We start from the raw sequence: 22,608 nt of genomic DNA, 5'->3' as shown, positions 1-22,608 counted from the left end.
AGTGTAACGGAAAAAAGTTTTTGTGTAAACGGACGGAATGGAAAAAGGAACTGCGACCCTCTTCAATAATGAGGTTCCGTGTGATATGCTGGTTTGATTATGGCACAGTCACTGGTAAAAAGCGGATCAAAACTTTCATTGCTTACATTTATTTCCCGTATTCTGGGCCTTGTCAGGGAAATGACAAAGGCTTCCTTTTTGGGGACCTCAGCGCTTTCGGACGCTTTCACGGTGGCCTTCATTATTCCCAACCTTCTGCGCAGGCTTTTTGCCGAAAACAGTATTTCAGTCGCCTTTATTCCGACATTCAGGCATTATCTCGAAGCGGACAATAAAACAGAAATCAAGGATTTCCTTTCCGCGGTGTTCACGCTTGTTTCTTTTTTAACAACTGTGGTCGTTATCATCGGCATCCTTATTGCTCCGCTGATCATCCCCTTTTTCGGAACAGCCACTTCGGAAACCATCCTGCTTACAAGAATCATGTTTCCCTATCTTGCCGTTATTTCAATTGCTGCTTTTTTCCAGGGGATACTCAATAGCATACGGATATTTTCACCGTCAGGTTTTACTCCCATCCTTTTTAATCTCTGTGTTATTGGCTGCACGTATTTATTGCATGAAAAGGCGGGAAACCCCGCCCGTGCGATGGCGATAGGAGTATTGATTGGCGGTATTATTCAGGCTGGTTTTCAGCTGCCCTTTGTGCTGAAAAGCGGCTTCCGGTTTTTCTTTGTTTCCCTGAAAAAAGCCTTTTCAAATCCCGGCACCAGAACTGTTCTGAAACTGATAGCGCCTACCATAATCGGGATGGCTGCATACCAGCTGAATGATCTTGTTTCCACCCTGCTTGCAGGCAATGCGGGTCCGGGTGTTGTTTCAAGCCTCCAGTATTCGCTCAGGCTCCAGGAACTGATATTGGGCATTTTCGCGGTTTCAATAGGGACCGTCATTTTGCCGGATTTATCGGGGCTTGCCGCAAGAAAAAACTGGGAATCATTCAACACCCTTTTGCTCCAGGCAATGAATACCATAGCCCTTATTACCATTCCGATAACATTTTTTTCCCTCGTTTCCGGAGAGAATATTATCATTCTCCTGTTCAAAAACAGAAATTTTTCGGAGGAATCAGTTTTTCTGACTCTTACCGCCTTTAACTGGCACATCAGCGGACTGTATTTTATTGCACTCAACAGGATTATCGCGCCCGCATTTTATGCCCAACAGGATACAAAATCGCCTACCATAGCCGGGGTTGTTTCTTTCAGCGTCAACATTATTATGGCAATTCTGCTGGTTAAGCCGATGCGGGGCGGAGGTATCGCGCTGGCCCTGAGCTTTGCGAGCGCGGCGAATACGGTTTTGCTGGTTTTCTTTTTGCAGAAAAAAGACCCGGAAGCATTCAGAAAAATAATAGTCCCGACGCTGCTTTACGCCGTTAAAATGCTCGTTTTTTCGGTTATTGCCGCATTGCCTGTCTGGTATTTTAAATCCGCAATATACCAGCCCTTTGCAAGCCTCGGCCGAATAGCCGGGCAGACAATTCCTCTCATCTGCAGCGCACTCATTTTCGGCCTGGTAGGGATAATCCTTCTTAAAATAAGCAGAGACCCCATTCTCGGCAGGGTCGCCGCTGCAGTTGGAGGAAAACTCCGGAAAACAAAAGACACGGATAAGGATAAAACAGACAGCGGCGAGAATTAATCCTTGTTAACAAACAGGGTCGCGACTTCACGTTCACGGTAGCCGAATAAAAACAGAAAGCCGATAAAAGTGAAAATGGCAGCAATAATCAGTGTAAGCCGAAGTCCGAAGTGGCTGGGTTCGGTCCCGGGACTGACAGATTTTGCCCCCAGCCCGATAATCACCGGAAAAAGCAGTGTCGAAAACATTTCTCCCGTCTTTTCAGCCAGGGCATGAATTCCGAAGTACATTCCGCCCCTCTGGTTGCCTGTCAGGTTTTCGGCCGCAACAGTCAGATCGGATACAACCGCATTCGGTATTACCGTAAAAACAGAATATGGAATGGATACAAGAATTGCGAGGACCAGCCCCTGCGCATAAGGATTAATTGCGAACCTGCCTGCAAAAATAGCTGTAATTAAAAACAGCATATACATAAGCGCGGCAAAAAACAGGACTTTGCGTTTTCCGTACCGCTGCGCAAAAAAGGCGACGGGAAAGAAAATCAGCAGATTAATGAAAAAGATCAGGGAATTGAGGGCAAGCGCAGTATCGACGGATAATCCCAGCAGCCGCGTTATATACCAGAAAAACCCCGCAATGGTCGAAGCAAAGGCAATCCGGAACATAATGTTTGAAAGTAAAAAGGAACGGAAATATTTATCTTTCAGTACGGCCCGTCCGGAAAGACCCAGTGAATCGCGGACAGGCTTGCTATCGCTTATTTTTACCTCATTAATTAACAGGGCGGGCAGGAGCATGCAAATACACGAAATCACCGCATAGATGGTAACAATTGCCTTAAAAGATGTTACCGGCTGAACAGCGTACCGCATGGCCGCAACTTCAATAAAATATATGATCCGGCTTCCGAGAAGGGAAGCAAAAGATGTGGCGCAGGCAAGCAGAGTGGCAAGCAAAAGGCGGTCTTTCGGACGCTGACCGAGTTCGGTCATAAGCGCGAGATAGGGAGTTGCATAACATGAAAGCAGAACATAAAAAAGTACGGTTATTACCAGTACGTAAACGGAATTCAAATCTATGTTTATTTCCGAAGGAGGAAAAAAAAGCATAAAAGAACAAATGGCGAGCGGGACCGCGGAAATAAGCATAAAACTGACCCGCCGCCCTTTTTTGAATCTGCTGCCGTCTGATTTCCATCCAAAAAACACGCCGCCGAGGGCATCAACAATTTTTCCCAGCGCAATAATCAGACCTGTAATTGTGAAAAAACCGAAAAAATACCGATCATTAAGCAGAGGAGGAAACAGGGTCGTACCTGAGAATCCCCGCGTAACATAAAATGATATAAAAAGATTGCTCGCACTATAGGCACAAAGTACCAGACCGAATTGACCGAGTGCATATAAACACTTCTTGGGAAAAGAGACGTTCATGCACCTTCCTCCAGTAAATATTGTTTATATAATACCGTATTTGCTTTACCCTGTCAAAGAAATTGCATATAGTAGAGTTATTATGATTACCTATGATAAAAGAAGAGCTGAATTATATACATGGATGGCCAGGAACAGTATTTCCATGGCGGTCATCGAAGATACCGAAGGCAGAAGGAATCCTGCGCTGAGGTATTTTTCCGGGCATCCTTCAGACGCTATGCTTATTCTGACTATAACAGGTCATGCCGTTTTATGTCCCTGGGATGAAAATCTCGCAAAACAAATGGCTGCCGTTGATGTAGTAGTACCGTATACCGAATTCGGGAGAAATCCCGTTAAAACAGTCAGGGGAATCGCCGAAAAAATCGGACTTCCTGAAGGGTCGCATATCGAAATCCCGGGAAATACCCCTTACCCGCTGTTTTTGCAGTATGTTGAGGCCCTGCTCGAATATGATGTTTTGTGCCGGGAATCAGGGATTTGGACTGAAATAAGTTCAATGAGGGCTATAAAGGACGAAGAAGAAATTACACTGCTCAGAAAAGCCTGTGAAATAACTGATTCAATAATCGATTTGATTGAAAAGCAGGTAAAAACGGGCAAAATAAAATCAGAAATGGACGCCGCTCTGCTGATAGAACGGGAATCCCGTGCCGCAGGCGGAGACGGCACCAGCTTTGAAACGCTGGCGGCGGGTCCTGACCGGAGTTTTGGAATCCATGCCTTTCCGGCATATACGGCGGCACCTTTCGGAACAAAAGGGCTTTCAATCCTTGATTTCGGTATAAAGTATCAGGGCTACGGCAGCGACGTGACTTTGACGATTGCGGCCGGCGAATTAACAGAGGCCCAGGAAAAAATGCTGTCTCTCGTTGAAAAAGCGTATGCGTCCGCCCTCCCCCTGTATAAACCGGGAACCCCGACAAAGGAGGCGGCAAGGAAAGTTGATGATATTTTCCGCAGGGGGAGAAAAAAAATGCCCCATAATCTCGGCCACGGTATAGGGCTGGAGGCCCATGAAGGACCCTTTATCAAAAACCTGGAAGAAAATCCCTGGATATTTGAAAATGGTATGGTTGTTACTCTGGAACCCGGGCTGTATGATCTTGCGCACGGCGGCTGCCGTCTTGAAAACGATATACTTATAACGGAAACCGGAAATGAAGTTTTAACCCGGTCACGGATTATCCGGATATAAATCTTTCCCGGTTCGCCGGATTCAGCCACAGGAATGTTTGACGGCGCACTTTTTTTACTCAATAGTGAGTGTGCCGGATTCCTCATCATAAATCAGTATCCTGTATACTTTTTGATCCTTATAATAAACTACCCCGTACTCCGCACGGGGTAGTTTGTTCTCCCGTGGAATTGGACTCGGGCTTAATACCATAGAACCTATAAAAAAACAAAGCTGGACTTATTCATGGTATTAAACCCTCGCCACGAATAAACCGTCCGGTCAAAAAAACCATTGTCTTTCGTTGATATGCTTTCACAGATTATTTCATTATCTTTTACAATTGTCTGTTTTTCAAAAAAGTAGTTTTGATTTTTATCTTCCTGTATAACAGTCATTTTATTCGGCAAATATATTCTGACTGTTTCAAAAATCCCGTTCCGGTCATTATCAATACATTTTTCAAAATGATAATTGCTTATTTCGAGATAAGTGTTTACTTCCCGCAAATCTTCTGACCATTTGTATATAAAAGGTTCATGCCGGACTTCAAGGACCCGCCTGATTTCATTCAGTGACTTTCTCTGCGCGATTATTATGAAAAGCAGGATCAGAACCGCAAGAATCAGCAGGATATTTTTCATTATGCTATTGCGTTCTTTTTCTGTTCGTTCTTCCGCTGCAGCTTTTTCATTTTTTGGGAGTCCCGCTAAATCCAAATAAATTTCGATTATCCGTTCTTTGTTTACCGCATCGGAAAAAATGACGGCAAAGGCGTCTGTGCCTTTGTTTATTGGCAGGACAGCTGTGTTTATTTTTTTGACCAGATACTCGATGTGTAATGTATCGAGTTCGGCAGTCAGCAGGCCCAGCAGTATTTCATTTTCAACTTCAAGTATTTCAACCATCTTTTTTATCCGGGGAAAAATATCCTGTCCGCATGGGACCAGGCGCATGCAAAATGTGTTTTAAACTGCTTTTCCGCCGGTACCGGAACAGGTAAAACGCGGAGGTATGTTTTTCACGGGAACAGGCACGGAGCCTATATGTTCATCCTGTATATACAGCAGCTTTCCGGAGGAACAGTAATTACGTCATCCTTAATTACGGGAACTCCGCCGATATCCATCAGGACTTCTGCGTCGGCAAGAGAAAAACCTGCTTCATCTTTTGCAACAGTCTGGGGTTCTTCCGAAGGATTCATGATGATTACAAAACGGAGCGTTTCGGTATTTCTGCTGTAAATAAACGGATACAAATTTTCCCTGGCATACAGTACGGAAAACTCGGCGTCACTGCCGAGCGCAGCATGTTCCCGTTTGAATCCGATCATCTTTTTTACGAAATTCAAAAGAGACGCCGGATTTGCTTCCTGCTTCTCCACGGTCGGAAAATCGGGGTCGGGATCTATGGGCAAATACATCTTGTCTGCATCCGCCGAAGAGAAGCCCGCATTTTTTCCCGCTGTCCACTGCATTGGTGTCCGCGAACCGGTTCTGCTGTATCCGCCTTCTTTTGATATCAGTCCTTCCACATACTTCATTCCGATTTCATCACCATAGTAAATAAAGGGAACTCCGGGAACGGTCAGCAAAAAGGCAAAGGCCAGCTCAAGCTGCCTCTGGCTGCGGTCTTTTGCGAGACGGACCATATCATGATTACCGGTCTGAAAAGAAATATATCCGGTACTGTTTGTTTCACGGAAAAGATCAATATATTCTTCGGTAAAATACTTTATATTGCCGAGGCCTTTTTCGCTGAAAAAGCTCCGTTTGCCGTTGCGGAACAGGGCATTATAACCGCGGACGCCGAAATGAAGATAAAAATCCATATGGAAACCGGCGGTAATTGCCGATGTGGGCCAGCCCCATTCGGATACAAAAGCGGCTTCAGGATAATTTGTTTTCATCTCGGGAAGGATTTCCTGCCAGATTTTTATGGTTTCACGCCTTCCCAGGTCTTTTTTTACAAGGGAATGGGCCATGTCGACACGGAAGCCGTCGCAGCCCTTGTCAAGCCAGAAACGCATTATCTTTTTCAGTTCTTCGCGGGTGGCTATCGCGGACGGATGATATACGGGAAACTGCCAGTCATATTCAGGTTCGGCAAAACCGTAATTCAGGGCTGGCTGGAAGGAAAAGAAATTAACCGCATACGCGCCGGGACGGTCGGTCATGCCGTACATACCCCGCATATTCTGCATATCGTCAAATTCCTGTTTGGTCCAGATAAAACGGTCGGAAAACTCGTTCCGCTCCGGTTTGGAGGATTCCTTGAACCAGGGGTGCTGGTCGGAAGTATGGCCCGCCACCAGATCAAGGATAATATGCATACCGCGTTTGTGGATTTCTTCAAATAACTGCTGCAGATCGTCCATTGTACCGTACCGGGGTGCAACCGCATAATAGTCGGAAACATCGTAGCCGGCATCCCTGAATGGAGATTCAAAGCAGGGGTTCATCCAAATTGCATTACAGCCAAGATTCTTAACATAATCAAGCTTCTGTATGATTCCCTGGAGATCACCTATTCCATCCCCGTTTGAATCATAAAAACTCTGCGGATAAATTTCATAAAAAATGGCGTTTTTCAGCCAAGCTGGCGTTTCTGGCATAGTAATATTTTTCCTCACAAATATATTATCATGTACAAAGCAGATTTTGCAAGAGTTAATTGCTCAAATATCCGAAAACTATCCCTTTCCGGAGTTTTGGACCGCATATTTTACGCGGACATGGATTCAGCTACCGGAATTCCTACCCCGCATTTCCGGTAGCTATAACAGATATATGCTGTCCCCTCCAGTTTTCGATAATGGTGTCCCCGATACGGACCGGAAGGGGGACCGCGGTTCCGGCTATGTCCCTGACCAGATCAAAAATATCTGATTTCGGCACTGGTTCCTTTGTTTTCACCGGAATACGTCTCGGTAATCCGAGATTTGCATATCCGGCTCGCTCTTCTTCGGAAGCAAAGAGGATCGGACAGGTCGCGGTTACGACCCGCCTGGGGATTCCATTTCTTCCCTGCCGTACGCGGCCCCGCGCGGACAGAAATTACCGGTCACCTGAAAGCCGGGAGCGTCCCCTACACTCAGGTGACAGCCGCGCGGACACAGAATGCAAATCATTTCCGTCATTTTTTGTCCTCACTTTCAGCATTATACAGCGAAACGGTAACCGGTGAATTACCGGAAGACATTTTATTTGAGGGTATTGTACCCGGCGGAATATCCAGCTGGATCATTTCGCCGGGGCGGACCCATGATATTTTTTTTGAAAAAAGCTCCCTGCCGTTCTGCTCGAGTCTGACAACCGCCCGGTCAATTATAACCATACTTCTGAATGAAATCCGCATATTCTGTTCCGGAATAATCTGTGAAGGGACTGTATAACGGATGTTGAGCCCCGGTTTCAGCTGAATTCCGGACGGAACGGCCGTTCCGCCGGAATCAAGCCAGTCCGCACAGGCGCAGCCCGCCCGTTCCGCTTCTTCGGCAACCCTGTCGACCAGATCATGAATATGCAGCACATTGCCGGCGGCAAAAATACCGGGTACCGAGGTCATCAGATTAGCCCTGACAATGGGTCCGTTTGTGACCGGATTCAGTTCCACTCCTGTTTTTGCGGAAAGCTCATTTTCAGGAATCAGTCCGACCGACAGCAGGACCGTGTCACATGGAATCGAAAAAGTTTTTTCCTGGTTTACGGTGCCGTTTTCGAGCGGGGCAACTTCAACTGAGGTTACCCGTTCCCGGCCGTTTATGCGTGTGGTCGCATGGGAAAGATACAGGGGGATATTATAATCCTGAAGACACTGCACTACATTTCGGGTCAGTCCGGAGGGGTACGGCTGGATTTCAACAACAGCAGCGACTTCGGCCCCGGACAGGGTGAGCCTGCGCGCCATAATAAGGCCTATATCGCCCGAACCGATAATAACGGCCTTTTTTCCCGGCAGATATCCGTCAATGTTAATAAGCCTCTGGGCGAGGCCCGCAGTATATATTCCCGCCGGCCGGTCGCCCGGGATCCTGATATTTCCCCGGTTCCGCTCCCGGCTGCCCATCGCAAGAACAACCGCCGGGCAGATAATTGTCCGGAGGCCGTCTTCAGCTGAAGAAACAAGGAGTCTGAACTCCGATTCCTGTTTTTCTATGGAAAGGACAGTAGTCCGGGACAAAAACGGAATGCCGGCCTTTTCAATCTGTTCTTCAAGGCGGAAGGCAAATTCGGGGCCGGTCAGCTCTTCGTTATACCGGTGTAGGCCAAAACCGTTGTGAATGCACTGGAGCAGAATGCCTCCGGTGAATTCTTCCCGGTCAATGAGAACAGGATGGTATCCCCGGTCCGAGAGGGTCGAGGCTGAAGCCATTCCCGCCGCTCCCGCGCCGATTATCGCAGCGTCATACCGGATTTCCGTCATAATTCACCTTCCAGAATCAGGCTGTCGCCGCCGCGCTTTGTTATTTTATTGTATGGGATTTCTGTTTCCCGCTGTATCAGCCTGATTATTTTTCCCGTACAGAAACCGCCCTGGCACCGGCCCATTTGGGCTCTTGTGTAAAATTTGATGCCGTCGAGCGTTGTATGACCGTGGCGGATTGCTTCGACTATTTCGGCTTCGCTGATTTCTTCACAGCGGCATACAATATTGCCGTAAGCCGGGTTTTGTTCCACAAGTTCGGCCCGCTTCTCTGCCGGAAGGGTTCTGACCGGAACAGTCTGACGGATAAAAGGATCATAGGAGGGGTCTTCGGATAATTCCAGTCCGTCTTTTAAAAGCATGTCTTTTACCATGCGGGCTATGGCAGGCGCGGCAGTCAGGCCCGGAGACTGGATCCCGGCCACCTGCAGGAACCGGGGGACTTTTTCCGAAAAGGCAATATAAAAATCGTCGTTCAGGGCGGGCCTCAGCCCGGCAAAATTCGTAATCGCGTCCTGTTCCGAAACCGAGGGGACCAGCAGTTTCGCGGACGCGGAGATAAGGGCAAGATGGTTTCCTTCTGTTGCCTTATCTTCCTTATTATCAACATGGTCCGCGGTGGGTCCGATGAGGGTTGTTCCTTCAACAGTAGGAATAACCAGCATCCCTTTGGAAATCCGCGAGGGAACAGGGAAAACAACCCGCTGGGGATGGCCCTCGGCCAGCCGGTCCAGCAGGAAATACGCACCTTTACGGGCTTCAATAGTATATTCTTCAGCTCCGAACATTTTTGAAATGTTGTCGGCGTAAAGTCCCGCCGCATTGACCGCATACCGGGCCAAAATATTCCTGCCGTCCGAGGCTGTTATATTCCAGCAGTTTTCAGCCCATTCGGCATGACTGGCTTCAAATTCCGTATATACTGTGGTTCCGTTTTTTACGGCGCTTTCAAGCAGGGAAAACACAAAGCGGTAGGGTTCAATGATTCCTCCGGATGGCGCATATACGCCGCCTACCACATTCTGTGAAAGTTTCGGTTCAAGCTCGAGCATCCGCTCTCTGGAGCAGAATTCGATTCCGGGCGCGCCGTTTTCCTGTCCCTGCCGGAACAGATGGGCCGCGGCTTCCATCTCGTCATGGTGCATGGCGGCGACCAGAATGCCGCAGCGGCGGAACGGAAAACCCAGTTCCCGCTGGAGCTGGTCAAACATGGCAGCCCCGGAAATTTCGAGCCTGGCTTTGAGGTATTTTTTATTGTGATGAAAGCCGCCGTGAATAATACCGGAATTTGCCTTTGAAGTACCAAAGGAAACATCCGCTTCTTTTTCCAGAAGTGCAATCCGTAATTTATAGCGGGACAGCTTTCTTGCTATGGAAGTCCCGGTTACACCTGCGCCGATAATGGCGACATCATACATTGTCCTGTTCAATTTTGGTCCTGATCTGTTCAAGATGATTGCGTAGGGCACCTGCTAAACCCTGATCCGGCAGCATGGTTACAAGCGATTCAAGGAAAGTAAAGGTCTCAAGCAGGCCGGGCTGTTTTGTCCGGTGAAGAGCATACTTTTCCCTGATTTCTTTTATCCTTTTATCTTCCCTGATACCGGGATTTCCTGAAAGGCAGTCAATAACATATTCCAGTTGAATGCGTTCATCGCTTATAAGATAATCGGCGAGCGTATCTTCCGGAAGAGCAAGAATAATCTGTTTGAAATATACAAGAAGGCCCAGCAGTTCTTCGCTTGAAATTCCGGCCAGTATTTCCTCAAAGCGTTCATCGTCAGGAAGTCTCGATGGCAGCGGCATATCGGGATGGCCGGCGACAGCCTCATCAGAGATTATATCAGAGACAAAAATCAGCCCCTCCGCCCCTTCTTCCCCGGAAACGCCGGTATCATCTCCGGCAGGCTCAAATTCCGTTTCTTCGACGGCGGGAGCGTCATGAATATCCGGTTCAGGCTGCGAATCTGCCGCAGGAAACCCCGCTTCCCCAGCAGGCTCCCGGGCGTTATCCGCCGGAATCTGTTCCGGATTTCCCGGCCCCGGCATATCAGCGGGCGGTTCGGGTATGGATTCAGGTTCAAGATTGAGGATTTCCTGATCCATATCGGAGCCTATCATTTCGGGGACATCTTCAGTAATAATATCTTCTTCCGCAGGAAAAGAGTCTTCCGCAAATTCTTCTCCGCCGTCAGGTATTTCCGCTTCGGGCCGGGAATATTCCTGCGGAGATTCGACCGGTTCACGAAGCCCGGTGTCCCGGTCCGTTTCTTTCGGCGGTACAGATTCAGCAACGGCAGGAGGTTCCTCGGAAGGAAGGGTAAGGGAAGATTCCTCAGTCCCCGGTTCGGGCTGCGGTTCCGGAATAAAAGGACTCAGCTCTTCGTCAAAAAAATCTTCGCCGGTGAGCGGAAGTTCTTCATCGGCTGCCAGGCTGTCCAGCGAATCGGGAGATATATCTTCTTCCCCGTCAAGCTGGACAAGTTCATCAAAGGGCAGATCCTCATTTTCCGCGATTTCTTCATCAAAGGAAGACACATCCACCGTGTCCTCGTCCGCGGGAACAAAGGGCTCTTCTTCAGGAAGCGGAGCGGTTTCGGCGCCCGCTTCTTCCTCATCCTGGGGCGGAGCATATCCAGATTTTTGCCGAGTACCCCGGGATTGCTCATGCCGTAACGGTTTACAGCCTGCTCATATAGCTCAAGAGACTCCGAAAGTTTACTCAGATCATCCTGGGTTCCCCGGCTTCCCTGAAGATTTACTATTTCATCCGCAAGCTGGACCGCGTCCATATTTCTGCCGGTCCTCTGGTAAACAAGAGAAAGGGCTGCCCTGGCGTCGGTATTGTCCGGGTCCGAACGCAAAACCTGCCGATAGGAAGAAACGGCCTTTTCATTGTCCCGCATTGTTTCATATAAATTGCCCAGCTTAATGCGGGCAGCATTGTCTCTGGGCCGTTCATTGAGATAGGCAAGATACTGGTCCTCGGCTTCGGGAAGCATTCCGGATTCGGTCAGCTGATCGGCAAGATCAAGCCTGAAATCGACCCCGGAGGGATCCTGCACAAGCATGCGGGAAAAATATACTTCGGCCTCCTCAGTAGCACCCTGCTGGGCATACATTTTTCCCTGCAGGCGGAGCGCGTTAATATCGTTGGGAGCGATCTGTTCAACTTTTTTGAAAACTCCCTTTGCCTCGGGATATTGCTGGAGCTGTACATAAAGGCCGGCAAGCTGAAGCAGTATTTCCACAACATCTGGAAATTTCTGTTCAAAGGTGCGCAATTCAGCGACGGCGTCATCAAAACTTCCGCGTTTTTCCAGAATCCTGACCAGCCCAAGCATAGCTTCAACATTTCCGGGATTGCTGTCGGCAGCTTTCCGGTAATATGAAAGGGCTTCCTCTTCATGCCCGTTCTGCAGGGCGGACTGCCCGAGTCCGGACAGGGCCTTTGCATCAGTTGAATCAACAGCGAGAATACGGCGCAGAGTATCCCGGTAATTCTGGCCATTGTTCTGTTTATCATATAAATCGGCAAGTTCCCGCAGCGCTTCCACCCAGCCGGGTTTAGTTTTCAGGGCGGCAGTATATTCCGCAATGGCATCAGGAATGCGGTTGAGTACTTTATACAAATGTCCGAGATTAAAATGGATAAACGGGTGATTCGGGTCAATCTGAAGTCCCCGCTGATAGGTTTGAATTGCCAGTTCGGGTTTATCGCTCATAGCGTAAATGCTTCCGAGATGGTTATAGGCAAGGACATCATCAGGCTTCAGCTCAATGGCTTCCTGAAAACATTCCGCGGCTTCCTCGTAGTTTCCCATTTGTTTATAGGTATTTCCGAGATTATATATGACTGTTTCAGGATCTTTTCCGGTTTGCCGGGCCTCAGTCAGTACGGCTATGGAATCATCATAGCGCTCAAGCCGCCGGTAAATAATCCCGAGGCTATTCAGAATGTCAATATCGTCCGGATATATTTTTGCCAGTTTTTCATATACTGAAAGGGCGTTTTCAAAACGCTCGCTCCGCATATAGACGAGTCCGAGAAGGGAAAGAACTTCAGGTTTGTCAGGATCCTGCTTAAGCAAACCGGTAAGCAGTTTTTCAGCAAAAGGAAAATCGCGGGCAATAAGTGCCGAATTGGCACGCTCCAGTACAATCTCGGTTTGATCAGCCATGAAAAATCTCCAACACTTGAGCCATTCGCAAAAAAAAAGAACATTCTGCAAATAATCTACTTGAATATATATAATATAGCAGAATACCGCAGATATTTCAGCTATTTCTGCATATCTGAAAATATTTTTATACTCCGTTAATTAAAGTTCCTGATATACAGAATTAGATAATTCTGTATATCAGGAACACTTACAATTGGAAATAGTCAAATAATTTTAATTATTTGACTATAAAGCATTCCGGGAACGTGAATTAACAGGGGCTGCAGGATTTCTCCTGCTTTAATTCCGTAACTTATTCCCATCTTTATTAGGAATGACGGGAGTTCCGATTGGAAGTGTTTGTCAGGCAAGGAAGTACTGTAAACGTGCCTGACAAACCCAAGTCTATGGAGCATACGGGGAATCGGCCCCGGCTTCGCTTTTTCGCACTGCAAGGGGACGGGCATATACTTCACGGGAAAGAGGCCCCGGATAACCGGGACCGGAATCATCATAAGCGGCAATGCTGAAATAGTATTGCTTTCCATTTTTTAAACCGGTAATCGTATAAGAAAGATTTTTGCCGGCGTCCAGAGGGGACCCCGGAGCAAGGTATTCACCGGAATGTTCTCCATAATAAATCAGATATCCTGCGGTATCGGAGTCAATGGAAGAAATCCAGCTGAGGGTCACCGATGCGTCGCCTGCAACCGCAGACACCCGCGCCGGAGGCAGGGGAAGACTGTCCTGATCGTAATACAGGCTCAGGGAGGTCAGGTAGGGACTCAAATCACCATTCCCGTCAGGATACAACTCACCTGCGACCTGAAAATACCTGCCTGAAATACCTGTAATCGGTGTTCCGGGCCGCACAGGAATCCATTCAGGGGAGACATCATTCCACTGATAAAAATTATCGCCTGAGCGGACAAAAAAAGCAATATCGGTGCCTTCCGGAACACCTGAAACAACGGTTATTTTATTCAGCGAAGACATAATCCCGCCTGAATCAATGGGCATGGATTCAAACCGACCGCCTTCCGGACGGAATTTTCCGTTTATAGCGTGAATGCGTTCAAGACTTACGGGAGGAGCGGGAGAACGGTATATACGCACCTCATCAAGCAGGCCGGAAAAGTCCGGGGCAAGTTCCACGGCGGCGGAAGTTCCGAAAATTGCCGGATATATATCGCCCCGGGCCGTGCCGGTGGAAGTTATATAGCGGATATCTTCTGTTCGTCCGTCAAGCCGGTATTCAAGGAGTCCGGTATTCGCATTATATGATATTTCATGGAAACTCCAGGTATCCGGCATGAGGTTTTTTCTTCCTGAGACGGAAACATCAAAATAACGGCCGTCCTGAGTCCTCCATATATTTGAAAACCTCCATTCAATATGGTTTCCGCTCAAAACCGCATGAATATACTGATAAATTGATGTATTTCTTTCCAGATTTGACGAGCGCCACTGGAAAAGCATATTTCCGTTTTCGATTACAGAAGGATACATCCAGAATTCTATTGTAAACGATTCAGCCTTTCCCGGATTCGCAAAGAGCGTTCCCGGCTTTCCCTGCAGGACGAGACCTTCGCCCGCAGTATTGCAGAGCGCGGCGCCCCCGCCCTTCCGGGCCCGGGGCGTTTCAATCTGGAGGACCCTGGAAGAAACTACCGAATAATTCCCGGCCTGGTCCGTTATGCCGCCTGAATCAAAGGGGATATACATATCCAGTACTGCGGAATTTTCCGCAGGGACCTTATTATCAAGAATCAGCGATTCAAAGCCAAGCTGTCCGGGACCGCGGGTTATTCCGTCCGAGAAGGAAAGTGCCTCCCAGCCTTTTGCGCCGCCGAGCGTAATGACTTTTTCCTCCGGAAACACGGGAGAAACCATCCAAATGAGACCTATCAGTGTCAGACAAATATATGTAATTCTTCGCATATTACCACTTATCAAGAATATCGGCAGAATGGTATGATAAGTACAATGAAAGAACAGGCAGAAATTCGTCAAAAATTGCATGAAACAGCCCTGAAAGCCCCGAAATCCAGCGGAGTTTATCTGTGGAAGGATGAAACCGGGCAGATAATATATATAGGTAAGGCAAAGTCGTTAAAAAACCGCCTTTTGTCGTATTTCAATTCGGCAAAGGACGTTAAAACAAGAATTCTGGTTTCAAAAGCTCATTCCATTGAATATATTACAACGGACAATGAGTATGAAGCCCTCATGCTCGAAAATACGCTGATAAAGAAACACAAGCCCCGCTATAACATTAATCTGAAAGACGGAAAAACCTACCCCATGTTAAAACTGACCAATGAGGAGTATCCCCGTCTTTTCCGCACGAGGCGCATTCAGAATGACGGAGCAAAATATTTCGGCCCGTTCCCGAACATTCCAGCCACGGATCAGTTTCTTGTTTTTATAAAACGGAATTACAAGCTGCGACAGTGCAGGACGTTTAAAAAACGTGATACTCCCTGTCTGTATTATCATATAGGACGGTGTTCAGCTCCCTGCTGCGGAAAAATTACCCATGAAGAATATCTGAATGAAGTCAGTGAAATTGAACAGTTTTTGAATTCCGGTTCCGAGCAGGCGCTGGAGGGAATGAAGGCTGTAATGCAGGAGGCCGCAAAAAACCTCCAGTTTGAAAAAGCCGCAAGAATACGGGACGGAATCGCGGCGATGCAGGAACTGCAGGAACAGAATGCGGTACAGGATATGGACCCCGAATCCAGGGATTATATTGCCTGGGCTTCAGAAGGCACTATGGTAACCTTTGCTGTTCTGAAAATGAGAAATGGCCGTTTAGTCGCCCGGGATCTGTACCGCGCCCGGACTTTAAAAGATGAAGAAGAGATTCTGCCGGAATTCCTGATGGCTTTCTATACCGACCCCGAACAGGTCCCACCGAGAATTTTTGTTCCCACAGAAGAAGGTCTGTCCCTTGCGGAAAAGTGGTTCAGGGAACAGCTGGGAATTACCACAATGATCCAGGCCATAATTCCTCCCGAACCGAAGGAAAATGAGGAAGAAGGTATTTCTCTTGCCGCCGAGCCTGTTCCGGGATATGGTCAAACGGAAGAAAAACGCCATACTGCGGCTATGTCTCTTGCCCTGTTCAATGCGAGGGAAGACGCTTCCAGGCGGTTGAGGGAACAGGGAGATTTCCCCGCCCTTGAAGAACTGAGGTCAATTCTCAATCTGCCTGATATTCCTTCCAGAATTGAAGGTTTTGATATCGCACACATAGGCGGCAGGCTGCCGGTAGCAAGTCTTATAACCTTCCGCGACGGAAATCCGGACAGGAAGAATTACCGGATGTACCGGCTCCGGACGACCGATGGGGTTATTGACGATTTCGCTTCGCTCAGAGAAGCCACGGCCCGGCGTTACACCAGACTTTTGAATGAAAACAGCGATCTGCCCGATCTTATCCTGATCGACGGCGGGATAGGACAGGTGAATGCGGTAAAGGGAGTTCTGGATTCGCTCGGGGCGGATACCCCTGTTATCGGCCTTGCCAAACAGGATGAAGAAATATATTTGCCGGGAAATTCAACGCCGCTGCGTCTTCCAAAACGTTCGGACGCCCTGCGGCTCCTGCAGCGGGTACGGGATGAAACGCACCGGTTTGCAACAAGCAGAAATCAAAGGCTGAGGACAAAGGAAAATACCCGCCTGATTTTTGAATCGCTTCCCGGTGTCGGCCCGAAAAAAGCGGTGCGCTTACTGAAAGAGTACGGATCCCTTGAGAATCTTGCCGGAAAAATTAATAATCCTGAGGAACAGGTACGGCTGACTGAACTTCTTTCGCTTTCGGAATCAGCCGTTAAGGACCTTATTGCGGCGGTACCCGCCCTTTTACAGTTCAGAAATGATGAGAGGGAAAAAAGAGCGGGAAAGGCAGAAACTCCGGCTGATTCATCCTATATTGATACCCTTGCCCGGCTCGCGGGTGAATCCGGTGAAAAAGAAGAACAAACTTGAAACGCTTTTCTTCAGCGGCGGCTGTGCCTTTTTCCCTCCTTCCATAAACTGTGAGATGGTGGCATACTATGGAAGCGCTCAGGCCTGGTTTTTCAGATTTTCCGGGAAGCGGATTTCCCCTGATTCAGGCCTGCTTTTCAAAAAAATGCATTTTGAAAATGCGGCCAAGACACAAGGAACAGCCTAATGCACGGAAAAAAAAGATATTCACTGATTTTTTTAGCGGGATTGTTTTTGTTTTTGCCCCATTACCATATATTTGCCCAGAACGGTAAAATCCTGAACTCTGCTGATACCCTGCTTGAGTGGGCATATATGGGAATGATTTCCGAAGGCCGGAATATACCTACAACAGTTCAGTCAATTTCAATTGCCGAAGCCGAATATTACGGAATCGCTACGGAAAAAAACCAGGAGGGACTTTTTTTACGCGGGAAGGTAAGTATACAGCCCTTTATTCTTGGCTGGCATGGTCTCGATCTGACTAACAGAATGTCCGATTCATCCCTGATGAACCGGCTCAGACTTGACGATCCCATTCTGTTGGGGGCTGTTGAATTCGGTTCAACATCATTTTACGGTATTTTCCAGCTCGATTTTATTAATGATTCGGTAGTAAAATATGCGGACAGTTCAGGCTTTCTTGCAATCTGGGAACCGCAGGAATATTTGCGCTGGTGGACTTTTCCCGAGGTCGGTTATTTTTCGTGGTCAAATAAGAACGCAACCGTTGTTGCGGGCCGCCTGAAAACGGGAATAGGACTCGGGGAATCAAATCTGTTTTTGAACGGCCAGGCCCGCTGGTATGATCATGTCCAGTTTTCCTGGTGGACAAAATATTTCCGTTTGTTCTGCCTCTGGGGAACATCGGCGTCACATTTAAATGAACAGGAATATTATGTACAAACCTATTCGGAACAGAACGGAAATTCATGGGGATGGGATACAGAAAGCAATCATGATGCGGCGACCCAGAGTTCCGTTCCATTTAAAATGTTCACATATCACCGCATTGAATTCAAACCCTTTTCAAGGGTCGGCTTCGGCGCGGCTGAAATGCAGCTGGTCGGCGGGAAGATTCCTGACCTCTTTAATTTTCTGCCCGCGATTTACTGGCATAACACCTATACTCCCGGAGTCAGCAATGTAATGCTGCTTCTTGACGCCTGGTTTATACCGGTCCGGAATGTTCTTGTGTACGGGGAATTTCTCATGGATGATACCCGGGCACCCTCCGAATCGGAAGACGCAAAGCCGAACTGCTGGGGCTGGGAAATCGGCACAAAGGTTATCCTGCCCATTCCCGCGGCGAACTGGCGGTTCAGTATCAACTTTGAATACAATCATGTTGATGAATGGACCTATAACCGGTGGCAGCCTTATTTAACCATGTATCAGCGGCAGCTTATTACCGGCGGCTGGGACGGCTTTGATATTCCGCTCGGCCACCCGGAAGGCGGTGATGTTGATCAGTTTATGCTGAAGGGCATTGCCCTTTCCCGGGACGGAAAACGGATAGAGGCAGGCTATGTTCTGACAATCAAGGGGCCGGTGTATCTTAACAAAATTGTGCAGGGCGCCGCCGGCGACCCGGATTATATTCCGGTTTACTATGATTATGATTCCGGAAAATGGACTGCGACAAAAGACTATTTTGACGGGAAAGTCAGAAAATATATTCACGGCGTTACCGTGCAGGCTGTCTGGCCGTTTCCGCACAATCTTGAAGCGAACGCGTCAGTTGATGTCAGATATGTAATTAACGCTGAACATATATCAGGCAAAAAGGCCGTGGAAGTGGTATACAAGATGGGCTGCAAATGGTTTTATGAAACCAAAACGCTGGCAAACAGAAATACCGAAACTCAGCCGTAATCGGCAACCGCCGGCTTTTTTCCGTTTTTTTCCAGGATTGCATATAAACACAGTTCCATCTGCAAATCCTGGAAAGCAGAACCGTTTTTTCTGATATCCCCATCGGTCTTTGCGAGAAGCGCGAGAATTCTGCCGGCGGTTTCGGCGTCCCAGCGCACAGCCGCTTTCCGGTACTGGGATATTGCCTTTTTGCTGGTAAAACCGGCTTTTTTCAGGGAGAATTCATCTGTTCCCCCGGAAACAGCCAGGCCGTGCCATTCCGAAAGCCGCCGGAAGCAATAGGTCAGCCCGGCAATTACCTGCACAGGAGCGAATTCCTTTGACAGGGACAGTTTCCGCAGAATTTCAAGGGAAACTTCAAGGTCTCCTCCGGTCAATGCATCAAACAGGGAAAAAGGCGACTCCTCCCTGTTATGGGTCAAAATACTGTCAACATCGTTTTCCGTAATACAGTATCCGGCCGGGAAAAAGAGGAGAAAAAGGGAACAGGCCGTTCGGAGAGCGTCAGTATTATTTTCAACCAGTTCGAGAATTGCAGAAACAGCTTCCTGCTGTATCGAATATCCGTTTTTTCTGAAAAAGCCGTTAATCCACTGTTCTTTGCGGTCCTCAAATAATTCCCAGAAAATTCTTTTCTTATCTTTGGGAATAAGAGCTTCAACCTTTTTATCAATGCCTGTTTCATCCGAAACCAGAACAAGAAAGGCGTCTTTTATATTTTCAGAACCGGATACCCATAATGCAAGCTGTTCAATATCTTCCTTTTTTTTTATCTGCTCGGCATTCCGGAGTACAATAAACCGGGCGTCAGCGAAAAGAGAACCATTTTGCAAAAGAGAAATAACGTCCCCCATTTTTGAATCAGGAAAATAGAGGGAATGACTGTCAAGATTGCCGCAGTTTTTTACAGCGGTTTCACGTATCTGGTCAATTGCGGCTTTTTTTTCTCCGATTTCGGGCCCGGTGAACAGCCAGATTGGTGCAGACATTATTCTTCCTTTGAAAACTGGGGGTTCATTTTTTCCAGCTGCTGCATGGCAGTTTCTATATCGGAAACAGACACCTTTCTGCGGTGCAGTTTTGCTTCTTCCATGCCATCGGCTGCCGCGTTTACCAGAGAACTCAGAGTTCCCAATTCATCATTTTTCTGGGGAACAATCCTGTATGAATAATCCGTATCGGCTATCTTCAAAGCCGCTTCCGACAAAAAGCGGACAGGATCCGAAAGTCTGAAACAGGCGTAATAGGCAAGGAGAAAAACCATTAACAGGGAAGGAAGCAAAAACAGAATGAAAATCCAGAACCCGGCCGCAGGTAAAAGCGGTTCAAGTTTATCCACGACAAGGGTCTGATTATATGCGTCCCGGATTTTTGACATTTTATTGTGATAATCCGCAGGCAGCAGAGAAGTATAAATGCATACATATGTATTGTTTGCGTACCGGACGACCTGTCCGTACCGGAGCAGGGGATATTCCGGTGTTACCGCAAAAAGTCCGTTTTTTATGGAGGAAAACTGCTCTTCCCCTAAAAACACTCCTGAATCTCCCGCCTCAACAATCGGAAAATATACATATGATTCTTCCGTTTCCTCAATCTGATATACCTGGCAGGCGGCAGCGTTAGCGTCTATTACCCGCATTTCGCTCATCCAGTCAGGATGAAAAACCCGGTAGGTCTGTATTGCCAGCCCGTTAAAGTAGCGGGTCGAAATATTTTCAAGCTGATGTTCCCTTTCATCAATATATAATCGCGCAAATTCCTCCGCCGAGTGCATGGCCATAGTAACTGAATTATTAAACCAGGTTCCGAGGGCGGCGCCGACAAATTTACCGGTAAGGACAGTCTGGGGAATAACAGCCGCGAAACAGAGCGCGGCAAATATACAGAATATCTTAAACCCGAAACGCCCGAGTCCGCCTGCCCGCATGGCCCTGCTTATCATCAAATATATGAGGAAACCGGCCGCGGCAAGCACTGTAATCGGTAAGGCGACAAAAAGCAGAATCCCCCTGGGGGTTGTAAAAAGAGTCGCGGCGAACAGACTTTCAAAGGATTCAACCGCGATTAAAAATGAAATTAAAAATACAAGTACAGCTGCGGTAACTAAAAAAGGCAGAGTATATTTAACGGGAAAAAAAGCAAGACGGAGCTGTTTCACTCTTCTTCAAATTTATTTTCAAACAGGGACTCAAGGGCGGCAATGGCCTCAGCTTCATCGGTCCCTTCCGCACAAAGGGTTAACTGGGTATTATAACTGGCAGCCATCGTAATAATACCCATTATCGACTTTGCGTTAATGCGGGTATCATCCCGTTCAATTACGATTTCCGAAGCGTACCGGTTGGCGGTTTGCGCAATAAGCGCCGCAGGCCTGGCGTGGATGCCTGCCCGGTTTTTAATTGTCACAGTTTTTCTTGTCATCTGTCTGTGTCCCCTCTGGTAAACGAGGCAGTACCTCAATTTTTAATATGAATCTTCATCGCCGTAGTATGGAGCCCGGGCTGCATCCGTTTCAATCCATTTAAGAACATTTTGATTGAATTCTTTTGCAGAAAAATAGCCCATACTTTTCAGGCGTTCATTCATTGCCGCTGTTTCAAGAATAATCGGAACATTTCTTCCCGGTTTAACAGGAATTTCCAATTTTGGTACCTTGACCCCAAGAATATCCATTGTTAATTCATTGGTACCTATTCTGTCATATACCTTATTTGCGTCCCATTCTTCCAATTGGGCTACAATCTGGACTTCCTTGCTTTCCCGGATGGAACCGACGCCGTATAACTGGGTTATGTTAATAATCCCCAGCCCCCTGATTTCCATGTGGTGTCCGATAACCTTATTGGCACCGCGGCCTATAAGGACGTTTCCGTTAACACAGGAAATTTCAACCACATCATCCGCGACAAGGCGGTGGCCCCTTTCAATGAGTTCCAGAGCGGTTTCACTTTTTCCTACACCGGAATCACCTGAAATGAGAATTCCGAGTCCGTATACTTCCACCAGAACACCGTGAATGGTAATTCTCGGCGCGAAAATATTTGACAGAATTCTGAGCAGCCTCGAAGAAAATTCACTTGAATCAAGACTGGTCTGGAGTACCGGACACCCCACTTCCTCTGCCAGATCCATCAGTATCTGAGGAGGCTCCAGGTTATGCGTAAAAATACAGCAGGGAAGCGGAAAAGAAAAAAGCTGCTGTATTGTTTCGGTTTTTCCTTCGGAGACGATTTTATTCAGGTAGGCCATTTCTCCCCGGCCGAAAAGCTGAACCCTCTGATAGGCAAATGAATCAAAAAAGCCTGATAATGCGAGTCCGGGCCGGTTTAAATCAGGAATTGTAATAATCCGCATTAAACCGCGCCGCCCGCAGAGGCACCTCAGGTCAAGAGAGTCATGTTCCTTGAGGTCAAGAGCTAATAAATCCAGCACGGAAAACCGTTTTACAGGCATATCGAACTATACCCTGCTATATTCTTTCTTGTAAAGTACATTGCCGGAAACACCGCTTTTTTTGGCAATATCCGGCATTTTGAAAATGCCGGACAGTCTCAAATTACTTGTTTTTCTCCTGGACCTTATCTTTTTCCTTTTTTACCTTTTGGTCAAGAACATCCATCAGCTTGTTGATTCCCGCGTTAAATTCATAATCTTCCGCTGAAACATGGGCATTTCCGCCCCATCTGAAATTTACCGTACAATCATAGGAAAATTTCCTGTCAAATTTTATAGTTAAAAGTATATCAGTTATTAGATCCTCCGCATATTTAATCCGTTCGAGTTTCCTGTCAATAAATGTTTTCTGATCCTCATCCAACGTAAACTTTACTGCCTGCACATTGATATTCATGGCTGGACCTCCTGATAATAACGTCCCGGGTTAAGC

The 22,608-nt window shown here is 47.4% G+C and carries 19 protein-coding genes; 5 read left to right on the top strand and 14 right to left on the bottom strand.

Annotated features, from left to right (window positions below):
- Positions 1-99 precede the first annotated feature (99 nt).
- Positions 100-1,704 (top strand): murein biosynthesis integral membrane protein MurJ, encoded by a 1,605-nt coding sequence (gene murJ, locus K7I13_RS13155; protein WP_255946417.1) that lies wholly within the window; start codon positions 100-102, stop codon positions 1,702-1,704.
- Here murJ and K7I13_RS13150 read toward each other — a convergent pair.
- Entirely contained in the window at positions 1,701-3,080 is a 1,380-nt protein-coding gene (locus tag K7I13_RS13150; RefSeq protein ID WP_255946416.1) for an MFS transporter, read from the bottom strand. The two genes, murJ and K7I13_RS13150, sit on opposite strands and share 4 nt — an antisense overlap.
- Before the next feature lie 82 nt (positions 3,081-3,162).
- Between K7I13_RS13150 and K7I13_RS13145 the strand changes: the two genes are divergently transcribed.
- Positions 3,163-4,281 (top strand): M24 family metallopeptidase, encoded by a 1,119-nt coding sequence (locus K7I13_RS13145; RefSeq protein ID WP_255946415.1) that lies wholly within the window; start codon positions 3,163-3,165, stop codon positions 4,279-4,281.
- Positions 4,282-4,478: 197 nt separating this feature from the next.
- On the opposite strand, the gene K7I13_RS13140 is transcribed toward K7I13_RS13145, so the two are convergent.
- The 8 genes from K7I13_RS13140 to K7I13_RS13105 all read right to left on the bottom strand — a co-directional run bounded on the left by K7I13_RS13140 (position 4,479) and on the right by K7I13_RS13105 (position 14,789).
- On the bottom strand, positions 4,479-5,168 hold the full coding sequence (locus K7I13_RS13140) for a hypothetical protein (protein ID WP_255946414.1): 690 nt from the start codon (positions 5,166-5,168) through the stop codon (positions 4,479-4,481).
- A gap of 134 nt (positions 5,169-5,302) precedes the next feature.
- Positions 5,303-6,874: an alpha-amylase family glycosyl hydrolase gene (locus K7I13_RS13135; RefSeq protein ID WP_255946413.1), complete on the bottom strand. Its 1,572-nt coding sequence runs from the start codon at positions 6,872-6,874 to the stop codon at positions 5,303-5,305.
- Between the two features lie 142 nt (positions 6,875-7,016).
- Complete coding sequence (locus tag K7I13_RS13130; protein WP_439647443.1) at positions 7,017-7,157, bottom strand: DUF1667 domain-containing protein; 141 nt, start codon at positions 7,155-7,157, stop codon at positions 7,017-7,019.
- Between the two features lie 98 nt (positions 7,158-7,255).
- The gene (locus tag K7I13_RS13125; protein ID WP_255946411.1) at positions 7,256-7,399 is read right to left on the bottom strand and encodes a hypothetical protein; all 144 of its coding nucleotides are present in this window, start codon (positions 7,397-7,399) and stop codon (positions 7,256-7,258) included.
- Entirely contained in the window at positions 7,396-8,685 is a 1,290-nt protein-coding gene (locus tag K7I13_RS13120; RefSeq protein ID WP_255946410.1) for an NAD(P)/FAD-dependent oxidoreductase, read from the bottom strand. Before K7I13_RS13120 ends, K7I13_RS13125 begins: the two co-directional genes overlap by 4 nt.
- Positions 8,682-10,115, bottom strand: coding sequence for an NAD(P)/FAD-dependent oxidoreductase (locus K7I13_RS13115; RefSeq protein ID WP_255946409.1), 1,434 nt, complete (start codon positions 10,113-10,115; stop codon positions 8,682-8,684). The genes K7I13_RS13120 and K7I13_RS13115 overlap by 4 nt, the downstream gene beginning before the upstream one ends.
- Positions 10,116-11,060: 945 nt before the next feature.
- A complete protein-coding gene (locus K7I13_RS13110) occupies positions 11,061-12,866 on the bottom strand; it encodes a tetratricopeptide repeat protein (RefSeq protein ID WP_255946408.1) in 1,806 nt (601 codons plus the stop codon).
- Positions 12,867-13,253: 387 nt separating this feature from the next.
- Positions 13,254-14,789 (bottom strand): LamG-like jellyroll fold domain-containing protein, encoded by a 1,536-nt coding sequence (locus K7I13_RS13105; RefSeq protein ID WP_255946407.1) that lies wholly within the window; start codon positions 14,787-14,789, stop codon positions 13,254-13,256.
- 33 nt (positions 14,790-14,822) lie between these two features.
- Between K7I13_RS13105 and uvrC the strand changes: the two genes are divergently transcribed.
- From uvrC to K7I13_RS13090, 3 genes are read left to right on the top strand one after another with little or no spacing between them, the layout of a single operon-like run.
- Positions 14,823-16,844, top strand: a complete 2,022-nt coding sequence (gene uvrC / locus K7I13_RS13100; RefSeq protein WP_255946406.1) for an excinuclease ABC subunit UvrC — start codon at positions 14,823-14,825, stop codon at positions 16,842-16,844.
- Entirely contained in the window at positions 16,822-17,031 is a 210-nt protein-coding gene (locus K7I13_RS13095) for a hypothetical protein (protein WP_255946404.1), read from the top strand. The genes uvrC and K7I13_RS13095 overlap by 23 nt, the downstream gene beginning before the upstream one ends.
- Positions 17,031-18,719: a capsule assembly Wzi family protein gene (locus tag K7I13_RS13090; protein ID WP_255946402.1), complete on the top strand. Its 1,689-nt coding sequence runs from the start codon at positions 17,031-17,033 to the stop codon at positions 18,717-18,719. The genes K7I13_RS13095 and K7I13_RS13090 overlap by 1 nt, the downstream gene beginning before the upstream one ends.
- On the opposite strand, the gene holA is transcribed toward K7I13_RS13090, so the two are convergent.
- The 5 genes from holA to K7I13_RS13065 form a co-directional block, all read right to left on the bottom strand.
- Positions 18,710-19,708 carry a DNA polymerase III subunit delta gene (gene holA / locus K7I13_RS13085; RefSeq protein WP_255946400.1) on the bottom strand — a complete coding sequence of 333 codons (999 nt, stop codon included), beginning with the start codon at positions 19,706-19,708 and terminating at the stop codon, positions 18,710-18,712. The two genes, K7I13_RS13090 and holA, sit on opposite strands and share 10 nt — an antisense overlap.
- On the bottom strand, positions 19,708-20,880 hold the full coding sequence (locus K7I13_RS13080) for a hypothetical protein (RefSeq protein WP_255946399.1): 1,173 nt from the start codon (positions 20,878-20,880) through the stop codon (positions 19,708-19,710). Before K7I13_RS13080 ends, holA begins: the two co-directional genes overlap by 1 nt.
- Positions 20,877-21,143, bottom strand: coding sequence for an HPr family phosphocarrier protein (locus K7I13_RS13075; RefSeq protein WP_255946398.1), 267 nt, complete (start codon positions 21,141-21,143; stop codon positions 20,877-20,879). Before K7I13_RS13075 ends, K7I13_RS13080 begins: the two co-directional genes overlap by 4 nt.
- Before the next feature lie 42 nt (positions 21,144-21,185).
- On the bottom strand, positions 21,186-22,175 hold the full coding sequence (gene hprK, locus K7I13_RS13070; protein ID WP_255946397.1) for an HPr(Ser) kinase/phosphatase: 990 nt from the start codon (positions 22,173-22,175) through the stop codon (positions 21,186-21,188).
- A 103-nt stretch (positions 22,176-22,278) separates the two neighbouring features.
- The gene (locus tag K7I13_RS13065) at positions 22,279-22,572 is read right to left on the bottom strand and encodes an HPF/RaiA family ribosome-associated protein (RefSeq protein ID WP_255946396.1); all 294 of its coding nucleotides are present in this window, start codon (positions 22,570-22,572) and stop codon (positions 22,279-22,281) included.
- Positions 22,573-22,608 lie beyond the last annotated feature (36 nt).

It is taken from the genome of Brucepastera parasyntrophica, assembly GCF_022376835.1.
GTDB lineage: Bacteria > Spirochaetota > Spirochaetia > Treponematales > Treponemataceae > Brucepastera > Brucepastera parasyntrophica.
This window is presented reverse-complemented; position numbering and strand designations above follow the sequence as displayed.

Bases quoted from the DNA above. Each gene is read 5' to 3' on its own strand.
- murJ (WP_255946417.1), top strand. From the start codon at position 100: ATGGCACAGTCACTGGTAAAAAGCGGATCAAAACTTTCATTGCTTACA.
- K7I13_RS13150 (WP_255946416.1), bottom strand. From the start codon at position 3,080: ATGAACGTCTCTTTTCCCAAGAAGTGTTTATATGCACTCGGTCAATTC.
- K7I13_RS13145 (WP_255946415.1), top strand. From the start codon at position 3,163: ATGATTACCTATGATAAAAGAAGAGCTGAATTATATACATGGATGGCC.
- K7I13_RS13140 (WP_255946414.1), bottom strand. From the start codon at position 5,168: ATGGTTGAAATACTTGAAGTTGAAAATGAAATACTGCTGGGCCTGCTG.
- K7I13_RS13135 (WP_255946413.1), bottom strand. From the start codon at position 6,874: ATGCCAGAAACGCCAGCTTGGCTGAAAAACGCCATTTTTTATGAAATT.
- K7I13_RS13125 (WP_255946411.1), bottom strand. From the start codon at position 7,399: ATGACGGAAATGATTTGCATTCTGTGTCCGCGCGGCTGTCACCTGAGT.
- K7I13_RS13120 (WP_255946410.1), bottom strand. From the start codon at position 8,685: ATGACGGAAATCCGGTATGACGCTGCGATAATCGGCGCGGGAGCGGCG.
- K7I13_RS13110 (WP_255946408.1), bottom strand. From the start codon at position 12,866: ATGGCTGATCAAACCGAGATTGTACTGGAGCGTGCCAATTCGGCACTT.
- K7I13_RS13105 (WP_255946407.1), bottom strand. From the start codon at position 14,789: ATGCGAAGAATTACATATATTTGTCTGACACTGATAGGTCTCATTTGG.
- uvrC (WP_255946406.1), top strand. From the start codon at position 14,823: ATGATAAGTACAATGAAAGAACAGGCAGAAATTCGTCAAAAATTGCAT.
- K7I13_RS13090 (WP_255946402.1), top strand. From the start codon at position 17,031: ATGCACGGAAAAAAAAGATATTCACTGATTTTTTTAGCGGGATTGTTT.
- holA (WP_255946400.1), bottom strand. From the start codon at position 19,708: ATGTCTGCACCAATCTGGCTGTTCACCGGGCCCGAAATCGGAGAAAAA.
- K7I13_RS13075 (WP_255946398.1), bottom strand. From the start codon at position 21,143: ATGACAAGAAAAACTGTGACAATTAAAAACCGGGCAGGCATCCACGCC.
- hprK (WP_255946397.1), bottom strand. From the start codon at position 22,175: ATGCCTGTAAAACGGTTTTCCGTGCTGGATTTATTAGCTCTTGACCTC.
- K7I13_RS13065 (WP_255946396.1), bottom strand. From the start codon at position 22,572: ATGAATATCAATGTGCAGGCAGTAAAGTTTACGTTGGATGAGGATCAG.